This window comes from Microbacterium telephonicum, from assembly GCF_003651225.1.
In the GTDB taxonomy this organism is placed as follows: domain Bacteria; phylum Actinomycetota; class Actinomycetes; order Actinomycetales; family Microbacteriaceae; genus Microbacterium; species Microbacterium telephonicum.
This window is the reverse complement of record NZ_RCDB01000002.1, coordinates 289,278-307,484: the sequence shown is the minus strand read 5'-3', so window position 1 is coordinate 307,484 and position 18,207 is coordinate 289,278. Positions and strand designations below refer to the sequence as shown.

Here is an 18,207-nt window from a genome sequence, read left to right as displayed (position 1 = left end):
AGGACGCGGAAGGAGGCGGAGTGTGACGATCGGGAACGCGATCGCCGGGACCACGGCGACCGAGATCGCCGACTCCGTGCGCGAACTCGTCGAACGCGACACGCTCGCTCCGGGCGAGCTGCTTCCGCCCGTGCGCACCCTGGCCGAAGAACTCGGCGTCAACCGCAACACGGTCGTCGCCGCCTACAAGCAGCTCGCGCAGGCGGGTGTGGTCGTCAGCCGTGGCCGCGGCGGCACACGGGTGGCCCGGCGTGCCGCAGTGGCGCAGGAGGGGTTCGCCCAGGGCACGGTGCTGCGCGACATCGGCACCGGCAATCCCGACCCCGACCTCATCCCCGACCCGACGCCGGCACTCGCCCGCATCGGCAGGCGCACGGTGCTCTACGGCGAGCCCGTCATCGACCGCGGGCTCGAGGACTGGGCGACCGGATGGATGCGGGATGCCCTTCCCGCGGCACCGGAGGTGAGGCTGACCATCACCGGCGGCGCGTCGGACGCGATCGAGCGCCTGCTCGCACAGGCCCTCACCCGGGACGACGCCGTCGCACTCGAGGACCCGTGCTTCCTGTCGAGCATGAACATCGTGCGCCTCGGCGGATACCGTCCCGTGCCGGTTCCCGTCGACGCCGAGGGCATGACGGTCGCGGGTCTGCGCGCCGCCGTCGACGCCGGCGTTCGAGCGATCGTCTGCACTCCACGCGCGCAGAACCCGACCGGCGCGAGCCTCAGCCCCGCCCGCGCGGCGGCATTGCGCGAGGTGCTCGCCGACCACCCCTACGTGCTCGTGATCGAGGACGACCACTTCTCGCTGCTGTCTGCACAGCCGTTCCACTCGCTCATCGGGCCGGGACATCGCCGCTTCGCCCTCGTCCGCTCGGTGTCCAAGTTCCTGGGTCCCGACATGTGCCTGGCGGTGACGGCATCCGACCCCGACACCGCGCAGCGCCTGGCGACCCGGCTCAGCCCCGGTACGACCTGGGTCAGTCACCTGCTGCAGCGCCTCGCCGTCGCACAGCTGACGGATGCCGCCGTGACCGACGGCATCCGCGCGGCGGGCGCGCATTACGCGGCGCGCAACGCCGCATTCGCGCGGATGCTGTCCGCCGCGGGTGTGCCGACGACGCCGGGTGACGGGCTCAGCCTCTGGGTGCGGCTCCCCGTCGCGGCGCGGGAGGTGACGGCGCAGCTCATGCGCCGCGGCTGGTTGGCCCGCCCCGGCGACGAATTCATCCTCGCCGACACCGACGCTGCGTCGCACCTGCGCCTGACGGTGCACGACCTGTCCGACTCCGATGCGGCCCGCCTGGCATCGGACATCCACGCCGCCGTCGAGGCGGCCCGACACCACGAGAGTGGGATGATCGCCCCGTGAAGATCCTGTCCATCCAGTCCGCCGTCGCGTACGGCCACGTCGGCAACTCCGCCGCCGTCTTCCCGCTGCAGCGCATCGGCGTCGAGGTACTGCCCGTGTACACCGTGAACTTCTCCAACCACACCGGTTACGGGGCGTGGCGGGGACCGCTCATCGCGCCCGACGACGTCCGCGACGTCATCACCGGCATCCAGGAACGCGGTGTGCTCGGCGAGATCGACGTCGTGCTGTCGGGCTACCAGGGCGGCGAAGGCATCGCCGACGTCATCCTCGACGCCGTCGCGCGCGTCAAGGCCGAGAACCCGTCGGCCGTCTACGCATGCGACCCGGTGATGGGAAACGCCAAGTCGGGCTGCTTCGTCGCCCCCGCCATCCCGATCCTGCTGCGCGAACGGGTCGTCCCCGCCGCCGACATCATCACGCCCAACCAGTTCGAGCTGGGCTTCCTCACCGAAACCGAGCCGACCGACCTCGCCTCGACGCTCGCCTCGGTCGACGCCGCGCGCGCGATGGGTCCGTCGACCGTGCTCGTCACCTCGGTGGAGCGTCCCGATCGCCCCGAGGGCACGATCGAGATGCTCGCCGTCACCGACGCCGGCGCCTGGATCGTGCAGACGCCGCACATCCCGATGAAGGCCAACGGCTCGGGCGATGTCACGGCGGCGCTGTTCACGGCGCACTACCGCGCGAGCGGCGACGCCGCGGACGCGCTAGCGAAGACCGTCTCCAGCGTGTTCGACCTGCTGCAGACGACTTACGACGCCGGCACGCGCGAGCTGCAGCTCGTGGAGTCGCAGGAGTTCTACGCCCACCCGCGCCTGCAGTTCCCCGTCACGCAGGTGCGCTGACGCGCGCGTCTGCACCCCCGCGGGGACCGTGAGAGAACCGCAGGGCGCCGAGGGAACGGGTGCCGCCCGCGCCCTCGGCGCCGACGTGTTCTCTCAGCGTCGGCGGGCTCGCCGACAGGTGGTCAGGCGGGGGTGGGCCACGCCGCGCTGACGGCGTCGCGCACCTCGCCGAGCAGCTGCGGCAGCGCCTTGGTCTTCGCGATGATCGGGAAGAAGTTCGCGTCGGTCGCCCAGCGCGGCACGATGTGCTGGTGCAGGTGCTCGTCGACACCCGCACCGGCGACGGCGCCCTGGTTCATGCCGAGGTTGAACCCGTCACAGCGGGCCACCTCGCGGAGCACCCGCATGCCGATCTGGGTGAGCTCGCCGATCTCGGCGACCTCCTCCGCCGTGGCCTGGTCGTAGGTCGCGATGTGCCGGTACGGGCACACCAGCAGGTGGCCCGAGTTGTACGGGAACAGGTTCAGCAGCACGTACGCGGTACGCCCGCGCGCGACGATGAGACCGTCCGCATCCGACTTCTCCGGTGCCGCGCAGAACGGGCACTCGTGACGCAGCACCTCGGGCCCGGCCTTGATGTAGGCCATGCGGTGCGGCGTCCACAGCCGCTGGAACCCGTCGGGCACGCCCGCGAGGAGGGCGGCGTCTTCGAGCTCCCCGTCGGTCACGCGAGGTCCTCCGCGGTGTTCACGAGCGTCTTGCCGGCGATCGCGGCGACGATCTTCTCGACCGCGTCGGCCACCGGGATGCCGTTGGTCTGCGTGCCGTCGCGGAAGCGGAACGACACGGTGCCCGCCGAGCTGTCCTGCTCGCCGGCGATCAGCTGCAGCGGCACCTTCTGCGTGGTGTGCGTACGGATCTTCTTCGGCATCCGGTCGTCGGAGTGGTCGACCTCGGCGCGGACGCCGCGGGCACGCAGCTGCGCGACGATGTCGTCGAGGTACGGCGCGAACGCGTCGGCGACCGGGATGCCCACGACCTGCACGGGAGCGAGCCAGACCGGGAAGGCGCCGGCGTAGTGCTCGAGCAGGATCGCGAAGAACCGCTCGATCGAGCCGAACAGGGCGCGGTGGATCATCACCGGACGGTGCTTCTCGCCGTCGGGGCCGGTGTACTCGAGCTGGAAGCGCTCGGGCTGGTTGAAGTCGAGCTGGATGGTCGACATCTGCCAGGTGCGGCCGATCGCATCGCGCGCCTGCACCGAGATCTTCGGACCGTAGAACGCCGCGCCGCCCGGGTCGGGGACGAGTTCGAGTCCCGACCCCTCGGCCACCTCGCGCAGCGTCGCAGTCGCCTGCTCCCACAGCGCGTCGTCGCCGATGAACTTGGGGTTGCCCTCCTCCTTCGTCGACAGCTCGAGGTAGAAGTCGTTCAGGCCGTAGTCGCGCAGCGTCTGCAGCACGAACTCCAGGCTGTGGACGAGTTCGCCCTTGACCTGGTCGGCGGTCACGTAGATGTGGGTGTCGTCCTGGGTCATGCCGCGCACGCGGGTGAGGCCCGACAGGGTGCCGCTCTTCTCGTACCGGTAGACCGACCCGAACTCGCTCAGCCGCAGCGGCAGCTCGCGGTAGCTGCGGCCGCGGGAGCGGAAGATCAGGTTGTGGAACGGGCAGTTCATGGGCTTCAGGTAGTACTCCTGGCCCTCGCGGCTGACGTGGCCGTCCTCGTCGACGACCTCGTCGAGCACCATCGGCGGGTACATGCCGTCGGCGTACCACTGCAGGTGGCCGCTGGTCATGAACAGGTCGCCCTTGGTGATGTGCGGCGTGTTCACGACCTCGTAGCCGTTGGCGAGCAGTCGCTCGCGCATGTAGCGCTCGATCTCGTAGCGGATGATGCCGCCCTTGGGGTGGAAGACGCTGAGCCCCGGACCGATCTCGTCGGGGAACGAGAACAGGTCGAGCTCCTTGCCGAGCTTGCGATGGTCGCGCTTGGCGGCCTCTTCGAGGCGGTGCTGGTAGGCGCGCAGCTCGTCCTTCGTCGGCCAGGCGGTGCCGTAGATGCGCTGCAGCTGCGGGTTCTTCTCGCTGCCGCGCCAGTAGGCGCCGGCGACGCGGGTGAGATCCCAGCCGTTGCCGACCAGTCGGGTGCCGGGCACGTGCGGTCCGCGGCACAGGTCCTTCCAGGCGGTCTCACCGTCACGGGTGACGTTGTCGTAGATCGTGAGCTCCCCGGCGCCGACCTCGACGGAGGCCCCCTCGGTCGCCCCGGCGCCGGGACCCCCGGCGAGCCCGATGAGTTCGAGCTTGAACGGCTCCCCCGCCATCTCGGCGCGTGCCTCGTCCTCGGTGACGACACGGCGGACGAAGCGCTGATTCTCGCGGACGATGCGCTCCATCTCCTTCTTGATCGCCTTCAGGTCCTCCGGAGTGAAGGGCTCGGCGACGCCGAAGTCGTAGTAGAAGCCGTCGGTGATGGGCGGACCGATGCCGAGGTTCGCCTGCGGCTTGATGCGCTGCACCGCCTGGGCGAGCACGTGCGCCGTGGAGTGGCGCAGGATGCTGAGACCGTCGGCGCTGTCGACGGTCACCGGCTCGACGGCGTCGGATGCGGTCACGACCGTCGCGAGGTCTTTCAGGTCGCCGTTCACGCGCAGGGCGACGACGGAACGGTCGGGGAACAGGGCGAAGCCGTCGGCCGGATACGACACGTCGGCGGAGGGGGTGGTCAAGGGAACGTCTCCAGAAGGTGGCTCGAACAGGATGCTCAGCTTCGGGCGCGTCGCGCCCCGCCCGCTCAGGCGTGAAGCGTTCGCGTGCCGGTCGCGACTGCGGTGATCCGGCGAGGTTCCATGCCCCGAGTCTATCGTCGCCGCACGGCGCACCGACATCTCCGCGGCGCGGGCCATGATGGATGCCGTGAAGCTCGCCCTCGTCGGAGCCGTGCTGCTCCTGCTGGGCGGGGCGGCCGTCGTGTCCGGCGTGCTGCCGGTGTCCGACGCGCTCGCCGTCGCGGACCGCGTCTGGCCGGTTCTGCTGTTCGTCGTGGCGGTCACCGTCGTCGCCGAGCTCGCCGCGATCGCCGGCGTCTTCGATGCCGCCGCCGCGCGCCTCTCCCGCTGGTCGCGCGGCCGCACGGTGGTGCTGTGGCTGCTCGTGGTCGCCCTTGCCGCCGTGTCGACGACCTTCCTGTCGCTGGACACGACCGCCGTGCTGTTGACGCCGGTCGTGATCGCGGTAGCGCGGGCGAACCACTTGCCGCCCCTGCCGTTCGCGTTCACGACGGTGTGGTTGGCGAACACCGCTTCGCTGCTGCTCCCCGTCTCGAACCTGACGAATCTGCTCGCCGAGCACCGACTCGGCGGCATCGGAGCCGTGGGCTTCGCGATGCTGCTGGGGCCGTCGGCGCTGGTCGCCGTCCTCGCCACGACCGCGTTGCTGTGGGTGCTCCACCGCCGAGCGTTGCGCGGACGGTTCGACCCGGCGCCGCCGCCACGGGTCGCCGACCGACAGCAGTTGGTGGTGGCGGCATCCGTCGTTCTCGTGCTGCTGCCGCTTCTCGTGAGCGGGCTCCCCCCGTGGATGCCGGCGCTCGCCGCCGCGGTGGTGCTGACCGCGTACATGGCATGGCGCTCGCCGCGGGTGCTGCATCCCGGCCTCGTGCCGTGGAGCCTGCTCGTCTTCGCGTCGGGTCTGTTCCTCGCCGTCGCAGCCCTGGAGTCGCTCGGCTCGGGAGCCGTGGTGGGCGCCGCCGCGGGCACGGGTGAGGGTCTCACGGATCTGTGGCGGCTGGCGGGAGCGGGGATGCTGGCGGCGAACGCGGTGGACAACCTGCCCGCGTACCTCGCGTTCGAGTCCGTCGCCGATTCGCCGGTGCGGCTCGCGGCGCTGCTCGTCGGCGTCAACGCGGGACCTCTGATCACACCGTGGGCGTCGCTGGCGACGCTGCTGTGGCACCAGCGTCTGCGCGCCGTCGGCGTGGACGTGCCCTGGCGGCGCTACATGCTCGCCGGGCTCGTCGCGGCGCCGATCGTGGTGGGGCTGTCGGTGATCCCGCTGGCCGCGCTCGCCTGAACACACGACGACGACCCGAACGGCCCGACATCGCGCGTGTCAGAGGTGCTTGAGCGCCTCACGCGTGCTGAGGGAGCTGAGTGGGTGGGCGGCGACGAACGCACGCACCCAGTCCGGCGCGACCCGGGCGTGGTCCCGCAGCGCCCACCCGATCGCCTTCCGGATGAAGAACTCGCCGTCGTCGAGGTTCGCCTCGATGACATCGGCGAGCAGCATCCGGTCGACGCGCTCCCGGCGTCCGAGTTGGGCGATGACGGCGAGGCGACGCAGCCACATGTCGGGGGAATGCGCCCACGCCCGCACCTGGGCGGCCATCGGAACCGGGTCGGTGTCGAGCAGCTCGGCGACGCGGTGGGCGAGTTCGTCGGTGAAGTCCCACCACGCGCCCTCGACCGTGAACCGCTCGAGCAGCGCGACGAGTGCCGGGTCGCGGCGCAACGGCGGGAGGGCGAGCAGCGCGAGCGCGGCGTAGCGCTCCTCCCGGTGCGTCGCCTCGTCCCAGAGGGCGGATGCGGCATCCGCCAACACGTCCCCGTCGGTGACGTCCTTGGCGAGGGCGCGGGCCATGCGGCGGGATTCGGGCACCGGGACGCCGAGGAATGGCATGGCGGACTTCATGTACGCCTGCTGGCCCGGGGCGCGTGCCGGATCGGCGACTTCCCGCAGCGCCGCGCGGATGTCGTCTGCGAGACGCGCGGCGTTCACGCGAGCGTGAGGTCGACCTGGATCTCCCCCGCGATCCGTTCCAGTTCGGTGACGAGCGGCGCCAGGTCGGCATCGGCGGGGACCCGCACCGATACCTCGGCTTCGAACAGGGTGCCGCCGGCCATCGGCGCCTCGAGGGTGCGGCTCGTGAAACTGTCGATGCTGAGGGCGTTCGCGGCGATCGCAGACGTCACCTCTCGCACGATGCCCGGACGGTCGTTGCCGAGCACCGTGAACGAGAAGGTGCGGGACGCGGCGGCGTCCGCCACGTGCGTTCCGGTGTGCGTCGTGACGCGCAGCATCCCGTCGAGCGCCTGCAGCGCGGTGACGAGCCCGGCCGCGGCATCGTCGGGGACGGTGACCAGCACGATGCCCGCGAACGCTCCGGCGAGTTCGGCGAGTTCGCTGCGCTCCCAGTTGCCGCCGTGCACGGCGACGGTGTCCGCGAGGGCGCGGACGAGGCCGGCGCGGTCGTCGCCGACGACGGTGAGGACGAGGTGTGCCATGCCGCCGAGCCTATCCTCGCGCCGCGAAGCTCGGGGCGTTTCGACTCGTCGCTCACGCTCCTCGCTCAACGACCGGAAGGCTCCGGTGGTTGAGTAGCCGGCGCAGCCGGCGTATCGAAACCCGCGCACCCGCCGTCGTCGGCGAGTTCGATTGCCTCGGGAGGGGTCAGTCGCCGAGGCGGTTGCGGGAGCGCATGGCACGCTCGGCCTCGCGCTTGTCCTCGCGCTCGCGGATCGTCTGACGCTTCTCGAACTCGCGCTTGCCCTTCGCGATCGCGATCTCGACCTTGGCGCGGCCATCCGAGAAGTACAGCTTCAACGGGACGAGGGTGTACCCGCCGGCGCTGATCGCGTGGGAGAGCTTGACGATCTCCTCCTTGTGCAGCAGCAGCTTGCGGGTGCGCTTGGCGGCGTGGTTCGTCCAGTGGCCCTGCGAGTACTCCGGGATGTGCACCGCGTCGAGGAACGCCTGTCCTCCGTCGATGTACGCGTAGCCGTCTGTGAGGTTCGCGCGCCCCTGCCGGAGCGACTTGACCTCGGTGCCGGTCAGCACGAGCCCCGCCTCATACGTCTTCTCGATCGTGTAGTCGTGACGCGCGCGACGATTGGTCGCGATGACCTTCTCCCCGCGTTCCCTGGGCATGATCTCTCCTCGTGATGTCGGCCGACGTCGGCCGACGGCAGCCCATCAGTCTAGCCGACCGCCGGGCTCAGGCGCGCAGCCAGCGCCGGATCGCGAATCCGGCCGACACCGCGGCCAGCACGAGACCGATGCCGATCACCACCGGGACGACCACGAGGGCATCGGGCAACTGCACCCACGTCGTGATGAAGTCGACCCGCCCCTCGAGGTATCCGCCGACGCCGAACTGCACTCCGGCGACGATCGCCGCCGACGCCAGCAGTGAGCCGATGAACGCGGCGAACACGCCTTCGAGGATGAACGGCGTCTGGATGAACCGGTTCGACGCACCCACCAACCGCATGATCCCGAGCTCACGGCGCCGGGCGAACGCCGACAGCCGGATGGTCGTCGCGATCAGCAGCACGGCGGCGACGAGCATGAGCACGGCGATGCCGATCGCGATGTACGTCGCGACGGTGAGTGCCGAGAAGAGCGGGTCGAGGTACTGCAGCTGGTCCTTGACCTGCTCCACGCCGTCCTGGCCGCCGAAGGCTTCGGCGAGCACGTCGGACTGGCTCGGATCGACGAGGTTCACCCAGAACGTCTCGTTGAGCTGCTCGGGCGTAACGAAGTCGGCGTAGTCGTCGCCGTACAGCGCGATGATGTTCGCGTACGCGTCGTCGCGCGTCTCGAACCGGTAGTCGCGGATGACGGACTGCAGCGCCTCGCCGTCGAGCTTGTCGCGCACCGCCTGCACCTGCTCTTCGCTGGCCGTGCCACTCGCGCAGGTCTCGGTCGTCGAGATCGACGAGCACATGAACACGGCGACCTGGGCGCGATCCACCCAGTAGTCCTGCATCTTGCCGATCTGCATCTGCATGAGCATCGCTGCGCCGACGAACGTCAGCGAGACGAAGGTCACGAGCACGATCGAGATGACCATGGAGGCGTTGCGGCGCAGGCCCGTGAACGCCTCGCCGAGGATGAGGCGGACTCTCACGAGGTGGGCCCCACTTCGTCCTCGTCGGCTCCGAGGCCCAGACGCTTGACGTCCACCCCCGACAGTCCGAGCTCATCGAGATCGACCGGTCCGGTCATCAGCGGCACGGCGCGCGTGATCGGCGCCGTGTCACCGGGGGCACCGGCCTCGCCCGACGCCGCCGGGGCGGAGACGGGAGGTTCGGCGCTCACGCGCGCCGCAGCGACCGCCACCGGATCGACGCTCTCGACGATCGGCGCGGCGGACTCCGTCGGCGGCTCTGTCGGCGCCTGGGAAGGGACGGATGCGGCAGCCGCCGCCCCCGCGGGGTCGTGTGTGATCTGCGGCACGGGGCCGGTCGACCCCTGTTCGCGCGCGATCTGCTTCTGCAGCTCGAGCACAGCGGTCAGCGCCGCCGTGGCGGCAGCGCCCCGCACCGGCTCGGGGGCGAGCGAGGGCAGCTGCGACGTGTCGCCGTAGCCGCCGTGGCGGTCGTCGCGCACCATGACACCGCCGCGCAGTTCGATGACGCGGCGCTGCATCTGGTCGACGAAGCCGGCCTCGTGGGTGGCCATGACGATCGTCGTGCCCCCCGTGTTGATGCGCGCGAGCAGCTGCATGATGTCCACCGAGGTGGCGGGGTCGAGGTTTCCGGTCGGCTCGTCGGCGAGCAGGATCTGCGGGCGGTTCACGATCGCGCGGGCGATGGCGACACGCTGCTGCTCGCCACCCGAGAGCTCGTGCGGCATCCGCTTCTCTTTGCCCTTGAGGCCCACGAGGGCCAACGCCTCGGGCACCGCCTGCGTGATGAAGGCACGCGAAGACCCGATGACCTGCAGCGTGAACGCGACGTTCTGGAACACCGTCTTGCCCGGAAGCAGCCGGAAGTCCTGGAACACGGATCCGACGTGACGGCGGAAGTAGGGCACCTTCCGCGACGCCAGTGTGCGCAGGTCGCGCCCGAGCACGATCACCTGGCCGTCGGTGGGGGTGTCCTCGCGCAGGATGAGGCGCAGGCACGACGACTTGCCCGACCCGGATGCGCCGACGAGGAAGACGAACTCTCCGCGCTGCACCTCGAAGCCGACATCGCTCAGCGCCGGCTTGGTCGTCCCGCGATAGTGCTTGGTGACGTTTTCGAACCGGATCATGACCCGACGAGCCTACGTGCGCGTCACGCGGATGCGTCGAACGACACTCGACGCGTCGAACTCAGTCGTCGTCGTCCTTGCGCTTGCGCCAGCGGATGCCGGCCGCGATGAGTCCGTCGAGGTCGCCGTCGAACACGGCGGCGGGGTTTCCCACCTCGTAGCCGGTGCGGAGGTCCTTGACGAGCTGCTGGCCGTAGAGGAAGTAGGAGCGCATCTGGTCGCCCCAGCTCGCGGTGATGACGCCGGCGAGTTCCTTCTTCTTGGCGGCCTCCTCCTCCTTCTTCAGCAGCAGGAGGCGGGTCTGCAGCACGCGCATGGCGGCCGCACGGTTCTGGATCTGCGACTTCTCGTTCTGCATCGACACGACGATGCCGGTCGGGATGTGCGTGATGCGCACCGCCGAGTCGGTCGTGTTGACCGACTGCCCGCCGGGACCCGACGAGCGGAAGACGTCGACGCGGATGTCGCCCTCGGGCACGTCGACCTCGACGGCCTCCTCCATGACCGGGATGACCTCGACGGCGGCGAAGGACGTCTGCCGCTTGTCGGCCGATCCGAACGGGCTGATTCGCGCCAGGCGGTGCGTGCCGGCTTCGACCGAGAGCGTGCCGTAGGCGTACGGCGCGTCGATCTCGAACGTCGCCGACTTGATGCCGGCGCCCTCGGCGTAGGAGGTGTCCATGACCTTGACCGGGTACTTGTGGCGCTCGGCCCACCGCAGGTACATGCGCAGCAGCATCTCGGCGAAGTCGGTCGCGTCGTCGCCGCCGGCGCCGGAGCGGATCGTCACGACGGCCGAGCGCGCGTCGTACTCGCCGTCGAGGAGCGTCTGCACCTCGAGCTGGCTGATCGTCTCGCCCAGGTCGACGAGCTCGCGCTTGGCCTCTTCGACGGACTCCTCGTCTTCCATCTCGTTGGCGAGCTCGACGAGCACGTCGAGGTCGTCGAGACGCTGCTCGATCTCGGTGAGGCGCTTCAGCTCGGCCTGGCGGTGGCTGAGCGCGCTGGTGACCTTCTGGGCCTTCTCGACGTCGTCCCAGAGGTCGGGCGCGCCCGCCTCCTCGGACAGGCGCGCGATGTCGGCGGTGAGCGCCTCGACGTCCGCCACGGCCTTGATGTCGGCGAAGGTGGAACGCAGGGCCTGGATGTCGGCGGACGGATCGAATTCGAGCATGACACTCCAGACTAACGTGGAAGGCGTGTCCCCCGACGACTCCCCCGAATCGATCCGGCGGATGCTGTGGCGCCTCGCGCCGATGATCTACGGGCCGACGGTGCTGTTCGGGCTCGGCGAGGGCGCGGTGATCCCCCTCATCCCGGTGCTCGCCTCGGAGCTCGGCGCCGACGTCCCGATGGCCGCGCTCGTGGCATCCGCCCTCGTCGTCGGCCAGCTGTGCGGCAACATCCCCGCCGGGTGGGCGGTCGCCCGCATCGGAGAACGGGCGACGATGGCGCTCGGCGGCGGGATCGCGCTGGCCGGCGTCGTCGGGCTCATCGTCGCGCCGAGTCTTCCCGTGCTGACCGCCTCGGTGCTGCTCATCGGATTCTGCGCGGCGGCGTTCGGGCTCGCGCGGCACTCGTTCATGACGACACGCGTACCGCTGTCGTTCCGGGCGCGGGCGCTGTCGCTGCTGGGCGGATCGTTCCGCCTCGGCATGTTCGTCGGGCCGTTCATCGCCGCCGGCCTGCTCGCGATCTTCGGCGACGAGCACGCAGCGGTGTGGTTCTTCGGCGTGTGCCTCGTCGCCACCGTCGCCCTCGTCCTGCTGGGTCCCGACCCGGAGACGACGATCACCGGCCGGACCCCCGCCGACGACGGCCGTGACCGGGAAGACACCGGCGAAGCCGTCACCGGCTCGATCGGCACCCACGCGCCGACGGGCGTCATCCGCACGATGTGGCGCAACCGCGGCGTGCTGTCGCGGCTGGGGCTCGCGGCGGCCTCGCTGTCGGCGGTGCGGTCGGCCCGCCAGGTCGTGCTCCCCCTCTGGGGAGTGTCGATCGGGCTCGACGCCCAGACGATCGCCCTCGTCGTCGGCATCTCCGGGGCGATCGACTTCGCCCTGTTCTACGCGAGCGGCCAGGTGATGGACCGGTTCGGAAGGCTGTGGGCCGCCCTCCCGGCGATGGTCCTGATGGGCACGGGCTTCCTCGCGCTCTCGCTGACGCACGACCTCGATGAGGCGGCGATGTGGTTCGCGATGTTCGCGGCCGTGCTGGGGGTCGGCAACGGCCTGTCCAGCGGCATCCTGCTCACACTCGGTGCGGATGTCGCACCGCAGAGCGAGCCGGCCGCGTTCCTGGGATCATGGCGCACGCTCACGGATGCCGGCGGCGCCGTCGCGCCGCTGCTCGTCTCGGCCATCGCCGCCGTGTTCTCGCTCTCGATCGCGACGGCCGCCATGGGCGTGGTCGGACTCGTCGGCGCGGGCGCGTTCCTGCGCTGGGTGCCGCGGTTCGTGCCGCGGCGGTGAGCTTCTCGTGCCACGGCGCTGAGCCCTTTCGTGCCGCGGCGCTGGGCGACTCGTCCGCTCACCGCAGGGCGGTGCGGCTCGTCGCCGTCGCCTGCAGGGACAGACCATCGGGGACGAAGAGCGTCAAGACGGGCGGTCGCCAGGTCGTCTGGACGGTGACGCGCGCCGAGGCCCCGTCGGGCGTGTCGGCCGAGACGACCGACGCGGCGCCCTCGGCGGCGACCACCGCATCGGCCTGCGCGCGCACGTCCGCGTCGGTGAGCACCGCGACCGGTTCGCCCGCCACGATCCGCAGTTCGAAACCGTCGGCGCCGGCCAGCGCCGCGGCATCGGCCACGGCGTCGGCCCGCTTCTGCGCCAGGTAGAGGCTCGTCGCGTCGACGCAGACGAGCACCAGCACGATGGCCAGGAGCGCGTAGCCGAGGGTCAGCAGGAGCACGCTCCCCTCGTCGTCGTCGTCCGGCCGCCGCGCTCTCACGGCGCCACCGCGTAGCGAGAGACCTTGTGCACGGCCTGCGCCTCGACGGGCACGGCGGCAAGGTCGTCGAGCCCCAGCACGGGCGGGATGAGGGGCAGTGCGACGCGTGTCGCGACGTGCACGTGCAGCGTGGCCCCGGCGGACGGGCAGCCCTGCGCCGTGGGCGTGCATTCCACGGACACCTCGAGGGAGGCGCGGTCGATGCCGTACTCCTCCGCGACGGCGTCGGCGATCCGCTCGGCCCGGCGGTCGGCATCCGCCGCGCCGTCGGCCGTCGCGATCGACCGGGCGAGTTGGCGGGCGGCGGTCTGCACTCCCATGGCCTGCCCCTGGATCGCGCCGAGCGCGACGATCAGGTAGACGATGGGGACGAGCAGCACGAGTCCCGCGAAGATGAACTCGATCGCCGCCGATCCGGCATCCGCTCCGCCGTCATCAGGCTCAGTCGAACGATTCGGCCGGAGCACGCGCGATCACCTCCCACCCGCGTGGCGCGCCGAGCAGCCCCACCAGCGGGAGCGTCGCGGTCACAGATACTTCGACGAACGCGCCGCCGGCATCGGTCACTTCGCGCACGGAGACGGCATCGACGATGCCGCCGCCGACGGTGCGCTCGACGACCTGCCGCGTGCGCTCCCCGCCCTCGGCGAGGTCCACGTCGGCGAGGGCCGCGTGGTAGGCGCCGTCCACCGCCGCATCGTGCACGACGTTGCGCACGTAGACGGCGAGCCCGAACTGCAGCACGGCCAGCGTCAGCAGCGTCAGCAGCGATCCGACGAGCACGAACTCGACCGTGCTCGACCCCGAGTCGTCCGCCGCATCCATGACGGTCCCCGTCAGAACGCCGAGACCCGGGAGATCGCCTGCTCGAACAGGTCGGCCAGCGCCGGACCCGCGAGCGCCCAGATCGCGATGACCAGGCCCGCCGTCATGAGGGTGACGAGCACCCAGCCCGGCACGTCTCCACGCTCGTCGTCGAGCAGCCGCAGTCGTCGACGCTCCGCCGCCACCCGCTCCCGCCATGTTCCGTCCATCACCTGCTCCTTCCGTCGCGCCCGCGGGCGCCTCATCCGATCCCGAGCCGCAGCATCACGACGCCCGGGAAGACCGCGAACAGCACCGACAGCGGCAACACGAGGAACACGAGCGGCAGGAGCATGAGGATCTCCTTGCGTCCCGCCTGCTCGATGAGCGTGCGCTTCGCGTCTTCGCGCGCATCGGCCGCCTGGTCGTGCAGCACCTGCGCCAGCGGTGCGCCGCGCTCGAGGGCCGCCACGATGTGGTCGGTCGCGCGCGACAGCGTCGGCAGCCCGACGCCGTCGGCCATCTCCTGCAGCGCCTCGGCCAGGTTCGACCCCGTGTCGCTGGCGAGCACCGCGCGGCGCAGTTCGTCGGTCAGCACGCCGGAGCCGACCTCGCCCACGCGTCGCAGCGCATCGCGCAGGCTCTCCCCCGCCGCCAGGCACAGTGCGACGAACTCCAGGACGGTCGGCAGCTCCTCGTGCATCCGCCGTTGCCGGCGCGCCACCGCCGCTGCGAGGTGGGCGTCGCAGAGAACGGCGCACAGCGCTCCCGCCACGACGGGGAGGATGCCGGCGAACGGCGTCATCCGCCCGGTCACCGTCAGAGCGATGATCGCGGCGGCGCCGATCGCGACTCCCGCCGCCGCCCAGGCGACCTGGCGGCCGCGGAACGAGACGGCGTCGATGCTCCAGCCCGCCTGCCGCAGCCTCACCCCGAGCGCCTCCGCTCCGCCGAGTCGTGCCAGCAGCGCGTCGCGGCGGCGTCGCCATGCGATCGCGGGCAGCGCCGCGACCGGCGTGACCCCGCGTGGATCGGTCACGTCCCGCAGGTACGGCGCGAGACGACGGGCCAGCGACGGCGCCGCCCATCGCGGCACCCGCGTCGCGACGAGGAGCAGTCCCGCTGCGATCCCCCCGCCCAGGACGACGGCGTAGGCGAGTTGCGTCCAGACCGTCATGCGAACCACCGCTGCGGCTCCGGCAGCCGACCCAGTCGCATCATCAACCGGTACGCGACCACCGACACCGCCGCTCCGACGAGCATCAGGACGACCCCCGCGGAGCTCGCGTAGGCGGCCGCGCCCTCAGGGCGGGTGGCCAGCAGCGCGACGATCACCCACGGCGCGACGACTCCGAGCACCGCTGCGCCGCGGATCCAGCTCTGGCGCGCCTCGACCTCGGCGCGCAGCGTCGACTCGGCGCGCACCGACGTCGACAGCGACCGCAGCACCGTGGTCAGCTCGGTGCCGCCGACCTGCCGGGCCATGCGCAGTGTCTCGACGATCCGGTCGGCGACGGGGTCTCCCAGCACCGCCTTCAGACGCAGCACGGCGGAGTCGAAGTGGCCCGACGCGGAGAGGTCGGCGGCGTAGCCGGCGAACGCGGGGCGCAGCGGCGCGGGCGCCGTCGTCGCGAGGGTCGCCACGGCCTCCGGCAGCGCGACGCCGGAACGGACGCTCGAGACCAGCAGGTCGCACACCCCGGGCCACAGCAGCCGCCGCGCCTTTCGGATGCGGCGCGCCCGCGAGCTGAGATATCCCCAGGGCGCGAACGCGCCGCAGACGGCGGCGAGCAACGCCAGTGTCGGCAGCGCCGTCACGAGCCATGCGACGGAGGCGGCGACGATCGCGCACCCCAGCGCGACGGCGGCGACACGGCCCACCGGTGCATGCGCGTAGCCGGCCGCATCCATCAGCCGTCGCAATCGCCCTGTGGAGGCGACGGCGGCCCGTGGCGTCCACCCGGTGGGCCACAGCCACGGCGATGCCGCCAGCAGCAGGCCCGCGGCGAGCACCACGCCCAGCAGGACGATCACGGCGCGGCCGCCCGGTACACGCTGCGCACCTCGACCTCACCGTCGACGACGGCGCCGGTCGTCTCCACGATCTCAGCGATGCGGCGCCGGCCACGGGTGGAACGCTCGCAGTGCACGACCACGTGCACCGACGAGGCGACAGCCGGGAGGATGAAGGCGGCGTCGATGTTGCGGCCCGCCAGCAGCGGCAGCGCGGCGAGCTTGCGCAGCGCCTCGCGCGCCGAATTCGCGTGCACCGTGGCGGCGCCGGGCACGCCGGTGTTGAGCGCCAGCAGCAGGTCGAGCGCTTCGGCGTCGCGCACCTCGCCGACGACGATGCGGTCCGGCCGCATCCGGAGCGCCTCCTTCACGAGGCGGCGCATGGACACCTCCCCGGTGCCCTCCAGCGACGGCTGCCGGCATTGCATCGCCACGATGTCGGGTGCACTCACCGCCAGCTCGAAGGTCTCCTCGACGGTGACCAGGCGCTGCTCGGGCGGGCAGGCGGCCACGAGCGCGGCCAGCAGCGTCGTCTTCCCTGCGTGCGTCGCCCCGGACACCACGATGCTGCGCCCGCGCGCCAGGTGGGAGCGCAGCTGCGCGGCGACCTCGGGAGGCATCGACCCCGCCGCGACGAGGTCCTCGAGCGTCCGGTGCGAGGTGAGGAACTTGCGGATGTTGACCGCCCAGTGCCGCCGCGTGATGTCCGGGATCACGACGTGCAGACGCGAGCCGTCGGGCAGCGAGGCGTCGACGAACGGGGTGCTCATGTCGATGCGGCGCCCGGTGGACTGCAGCATCCGCTCGACGAGGTCGCGCACCCCCACCTCGGTCAACGCGAGCTTCACGCGTTCGCTGCGGCCACCCCGAGCCGCGTAGACCCGGTCGGGCGCGTTGATCCAGATCTCCTCGACCGTCGGGTCTTCCAGCAGGTCCTGCAGCGGGCCGAACCCGGCGACCATCGCGAGCACCTGCCGTGCGGCGGCGGCTTCGTCGTCGATGACCTCGAGGCCGCGTGCGAGGGCGATGTCGTTGTGGGCGCGCACCTCCGCGTGCGCCACGGCCGCCGCCCGGTCGGGCTCGACCGCGGGGTCGGTGCGCTCGGAGCGCAGCCGGTCGCGCACACGCTCGGCCACCGCGCGGGTCGCCGACCCGATCTCGGCGGGAGGGGCGAGGGTCATGCCCGGCATCCTGACAAAGCACCGATACGACGGCGGAAGTTCTCCACAGCGCGACGGGGACTTTTCACAGTCCGGACCCTTGCTGTTGGTCTGACCACAGAGGATCATGGAGGCATGCTCACCATCGCCGAAACGCTCGACGTCCAGCAGGATGCCGCCGTGCACAAGGTCGAGGCCCTGCGCGCGCCCGGCCGCTTCCTCGTCTCGGCGATGCTCGCGGGTGCCTACATCGGCGTGGGTGTCGTGCTCATGGTCTCCACCGCGGGCCCCCTCATCGCCGCGGGCGACGGCCTCGCCAAACTCGTCGCGGGCGCCGTCTTCGGCGTCGCCCTGACCCTCGTCGTCTTCGCCGGCGGCGACCTGCTCACGAGCGCGATGATGACGGTCACCCTGGGCGCACTGATGCGTTCGGTCACGTGGGGCTGGTGGGCATTGACGCTGCTGGCCACCTTCGTGGCGAACCTGCTCGGTGCCCTCGTGTTCGCCGGCCTCGTCGTCGCCAGCGGCGTGCTGCACTCCAACGCCCCCGCGGGGGCGATGATCCAGGACATGCTGGCCGGCAAGGCCCACGAAGGCCCGGCCGAGATGTTCGTGCGCGGCATCCTGTGCAACGTGCTCGTCTGCCTCGCGATCTGGATGTGCGCCCGCGTGAAGAGCGACGTCGCGAAGATCCTGCTCATCTTCGCCGCGATCCTGGCGTTCATCTCCTCGGGGTTCGAGCACGTCGTGGCCAACATGACGACCTACGGCATCGGCCTGTTCACCGGCGACCCGAACGCGACCCTCGCCCACATGGGCGTGAACCTGCTGTGGGTCGGGCTGGGCAACCTGGTCGGCGGCGGCCTCGTGGTGGGGCTGGGGTACTGGGTCGTCGGCGGATCCCCGCGCCTGCTGCCCCGTCGCGCCGCCGAACTGGCGGATGCCGCCGCCTCCCGCGACTGAGCGCGCCGCCGCCTACACTGGAACCCGCGCGGGAGTGGTGAAATCGGCAGACACGCAGGATTTAGGTTCCTGTGCCTTCGGGCGTGTGGGTTCAAGTCCCACCTTCCGCACGACGG

General features: G+C 71.3%; 20 protein-coding genes and 1 tRNA gene. 6 read left to right on the top strand and 15 right to left on the bottom strand.

The window, feature by feature from the left end; genetic code table 11:
• The first annotated feature begins 28 nt into the window (after positions 1–28).
• Together C7474_RS06425 and pdxY are read left to right on the top strand one after the other, a co-directional pair.
• Positions 29–1,372 carry an aminotransferase class I/II-fold pyridoxal phosphate-dependent enzyme gene (locus C7474_RS06425; protein ID WP_121059305.1) on the top strand — a complete coding sequence of 448 codons (1,344 nt, stop codon included), beginning with the start codon at positions 29–31 and terminating at the stop codon, positions 1,370–1,372.
• Positions 1,369–2,220, top strand: coding sequence for a pyridoxal kinase PdxY (gene pdxY, locus C7474_RS06420; protein WP_121058162.1), 852 nt, complete (start codon positions 1,369–1,371; stop codon positions 2,218–2,220). Before C7474_RS06425 ends, pdxY begins: the two co-directional genes overlap by 4 nt.
• A 122-nt stretch (positions 2,221–2,342) precedes the next feature.
• On the opposite strand, the gene C7474_RS06415 is transcribed toward pdxY, so the two are convergent.
• The gene (locus C7474_RS06415; protein WP_199692386.1) at positions 2,343–2,888 is read right to left on the bottom strand and encodes an HIT family protein; all 546 of its coding nucleotides are present in this window, start codon (positions 2,886–2,888) and stop codon (positions 2,343–2,345) included.
• On the bottom strand, positions 2,885–4,891 hold the full coding sequence (gene thrS / locus C7474_RS06410; protein WP_121058160.1) for a threonine--tRNA ligase: 2,007 nt from the start codon (positions 4,889–4,891) through the stop codon (positions 2,885–2,887). Before thrS ends, C7474_RS06415 begins: the two co-directional genes overlap by 4 nt.
• A 178-nt stretch (positions 4,892–5,069) precedes the next feature.
• On the opposite strand from thrS, the gene C7474_RS06405 reads away from it, so the two are divergent.
• Positions 5,070–6,233, top strand: a complete 1,164-nt coding sequence (locus C7474_RS06405) for an SLC13 family permease (protein ID WP_121059301.1) — start codon at positions 5,070–5,072, stop codon at positions 6,231–6,233.
• A gap of 39 nt (positions 6,234–6,272) precedes the next feature.
• Here C7474_RS06405 and C7474_RS06400 read toward each other — a convergent pair whose 3' ends face one another.
• The 6 genes from C7474_RS06400 to prfB all read right to left on the bottom strand — a co-directional run bounded on the left by C7474_RS06400 (position 6,273) and on the right by prfB (position 11,373).
• On the bottom strand, positions 6,273–6,938 hold the full coding sequence (locus C7474_RS06400; RefSeq protein WP_121058158.1) for a DNA alkylation repair protein: 666 nt from the start codon (positions 6,936–6,938) through the stop codon (positions 6,273–6,275).
• Positions 6,935–7,444 carry a glycine cleavage system transcriptional repressor gene (locus C7474_RS06395; RefSeq protein ID WP_121058156.1) on the bottom strand — a complete coding sequence of 170 codons (510 nt, stop codon included), beginning with the start codon at positions 7,442–7,444 and terminating at the stop codon, positions 6,935–6,937. Before C7474_RS06395 ends, C7474_RS06400 begins: the two co-directional genes overlap by 4 nt.
• 166 nt (positions 7,445–7,610) lie before the next feature.
• Complete coding sequence (smpB, locus tag C7474_RS06390) at positions 7,611–8,087, bottom strand: SsrA-binding protein SmpB (RefSeq protein ID WP_121058154.1); 477 nt, start codon at positions 8,085–8,087, stop codon at positions 7,611–7,613.
• Positions 8,088–8,154: 67 nt separating this feature from the next.
• Complete coding sequence (ftsX, locus tag C7474_RS06385) at positions 8,155–9,069, bottom strand: permease-like cell division protein FtsX (protein ID WP_121058152.1); 915 nt, start codon at positions 9,067–9,069, stop codon at positions 8,155–8,157.
• Positions 9,066–10,199, bottom strand: coding sequence for a cell division ATP-binding protein FtsE (gene ftsE / locus C7474_RS06380; protein ID WP_121058150.1), 1,134 nt, complete (start codon positions 10,197–10,199; stop codon positions 9,066–9,068). Before ftsE ends, ftsX begins: the two co-directional genes overlap by 4 nt.
• A gap of 61 nt (positions 10,200–10,260) precedes the next feature.
• On the bottom strand, positions 10,261–11,373 hold the full coding sequence (gene prfB, locus C7474_RS06375) for a peptide chain release factor 2 (RefSeq protein ID WP_121058148.1): 1,113 nt from the start codon (positions 11,371–11,373) through the stop codon (positions 10,261–10,263).
• A 61-nt stretch (positions 11,374–11,434) separates the two neighbouring features.
• Between prfB and C7474_RS06370 the strand changes: the two genes are divergently transcribed.
• Complete coding sequence (locus tag C7474_RS06370) at positions 11,435–12,673, top strand: MFS transporter (protein WP_121059299.1); 1,239 nt, start codon at positions 11,435–11,437, stop codon at positions 12,671–12,673.
• 58 nt (positions 12,674–12,731) lie between these two features.
• On the opposite strand, the gene C7474_RS06365 is transcribed toward C7474_RS06370, so the two are convergent.
• Genes C7474_RS06365 through C7474_RS06335 form a run of 7 tightly spaced genes read right to left on the bottom strand, consistent with a single transcriptional unit; the run spans position 12,732 to position 17,149 of the window.
• Positions 12,732–13,112, bottom strand: coding sequence for a pilus assembly protein TadG-related protein (locus C7474_RS06365; RefSeq protein WP_121059297.1), 381 nt, complete (start codon positions 13,110–13,112; stop codon positions 12,732–12,734).
• 35 nt (positions 13,113–13,147) lie between these two features.
• Positions 13,148–13,618, bottom strand: a complete 471-nt coding sequence (locus tag C7474_RS06360) for a TadE family protein (RefSeq protein ID WP_121058146.1) — start codon at positions 13,616–13,618, stop codon at positions 13,148–13,150.
• Positions 13,593–13,976, bottom strand: a complete 384-nt coding sequence (locus C7474_RS06355; RefSeq protein WP_121058144.1) for a TadE/TadG family type IV pilus assembly protein — start codon at positions 13,974–13,976, stop codon at positions 13,593–13,595. Before C7474_RS06355 ends, C7474_RS06360 begins: the two co-directional genes overlap by 26 nt.
• 11 nt (positions 13,977–13,987) lie before the next feature.
• Positions 13,988–14,185 (bottom strand): hypothetical protein, encoded by a 198-nt coding sequence (locus C7474_RS06350; protein ID WP_121058142.1) that lies wholly within the window; start codon positions 14,183–14,185, stop codon positions 13,988–13,990.
• A 32-nt stretch (positions 14,186–14,217) separates the two neighbouring features.
• Positions 14,218–15,132: a type II secretion system F family protein gene (locus C7474_RS06345; RefSeq protein ID WP_121058140.1), complete on the bottom strand. Its 915-nt coding sequence runs from the start codon at positions 15,130–15,132 to the stop codon at positions 14,218–14,220.
• Positions 15,129–15,989 (bottom strand): type II secretion system F family protein, encoded by an 861-nt coding sequence (locus C7474_RS06340; RefSeq protein ID WP_121058138.1) that lies wholly within the window; start codon positions 15,987–15,989, stop codon positions 15,129–15,131. The genes C7474_RS06345 and C7474_RS06340 overlap by 4 nt, the downstream gene beginning before the upstream one ends.
• The gene (locus tag C7474_RS06335; RefSeq protein WP_121058136.1) at positions 15,986–17,149 is read right to left on the bottom strand and encodes a TadA family conjugal transfer-associated ATPase; all 1,164 of its coding nucleotides are present in this window, start codon (positions 17,147–17,149) and stop codon (positions 15,986–15,988) included. Before C7474_RS06335 ends, C7474_RS06340 begins: the two co-directional genes overlap by 4 nt.
• Before the next feature lie 114 nt (positions 17,150–17,263).
• On the opposite strand from C7474_RS06335, the gene C7474_RS06330 reads away from it, so the two are divergent.
• Both C7474_RS06330 and C7474_RS06325 read left to right on the top strand, forming a co-directional pair.
• A complete protein-coding gene (locus tag C7474_RS06330; RefSeq protein ID WP_121058134.1) occupies positions 17,264–18,091 on the top strand; it encodes a formate/nitrite transporter family protein in 828 nt (275 codons plus the stop codon).
• Between the two features lie 28 nt (positions 18,092–18,119).
• Positions 18,120–18,201, top strand: a tRNA-Leu gene (locus C7474_RS06325).
• The last annotated feature ends 6 nt before the right edge of the window (positions 18,202–18,207 follow it).